The sequence below is a fragment of the Campylobacter canis genome (assembly GCF_045504005.1).
Classification (GTDB): domain Bacteria; phylum Campylobacterota; class Campylobacteria; order Campylobacterales; family Campylobacteraceae; genus Campylobacter_A; species Campylobacter_A canis.
The window spans coordinates 1-920 of sequence record NZ_JBJJXH010000027.1; the positions used below are offsets into that span (position 1 = coordinate 1).

Sequence of the window (920 nt, forward strand, 5' to 3'; positions counted from 1 at the left end):
ACATCATCTGCTATATCTTTAGCCATACTATCAACTTCAGCTGTTACTTCATTTGTCTTATTGGCTACTATTACGTTTTGTCTGGTTAGATCATCTATATTGGCAACTGATTGATTTATCATGTTTATTCCATCAGCCTGCTCTTTTATAGATTCACTCATCTCGTTTATTGATTGAGCCAACACATTTGTATTAGCTTCTATCTCTCCTAATGATTTTTGAGTTCTTTCGGCTAGTTTTCTTACTTCATCGGCAACTACGGCAAAGCCACGTCCATGCTCTCCGGCTCTGGCTGCTTCTATAGCCGCGTTTAATGCTAGTAAGTTTGTTTGATCTGCTATATCTCTTATTATTACTATTATGTTTTTTATCTCTTCGCTTTGTCTTATTACATCTTGTGTCTTTTGAGATATGGCTGACATTGATGAGCTCATCTGCTCTACTGCCGCTGCACTTTCTTGAAGTGAATTTGCTTGTTGGTTAGCTCCGCTTGTAAGTTCGTTCATGTATTCTGATAGTGCTTGAGCCTTTTGTCTTAAATTTTCAGCCTGAGACAAATTTGCACGAAGCATGTTTGATATCTCTTCACCCAGTCCATTTACTCCTGCCGCCATCTTACCGTTATCATCAAGTCTAGCGGTAAAGTCTTGATTTTTAAATTTATCAAGAAGGTTTATAAGATCTATACCGTTTTTGGCAATATTATCTTTTAAAGCCTCTTGAAGCTCTTTAAATGTATGTTTTAACTGATTTAATGCAGGGTTTGACGTTTGAGCGTTAAGAGTTGCAGTAAAGTCTCCTGATTTGATACTGTCTACAAATGTATTTGCCTCTTTTATAAAGTCGTTTTCAGAGAGTTTGGCTGATTCTATCTTGCTTATGTTGTCATTTATTAAAGATGCCATTTGACCGAATTCGTC

General features: G+C 36.6%; 1 protein-coding gene. It reads right to left on the minus strand.

Going from position 1 to position 920, the window contains the following annotated elements; genetic code table 11:
* The coding region (locus ACHJH3_RS11250) for a methyl-accepting chemotaxis protein (protein WP_407064889.1) at nucleotides 1–920 on the minus strand (920 nt) is incomplete at both ends.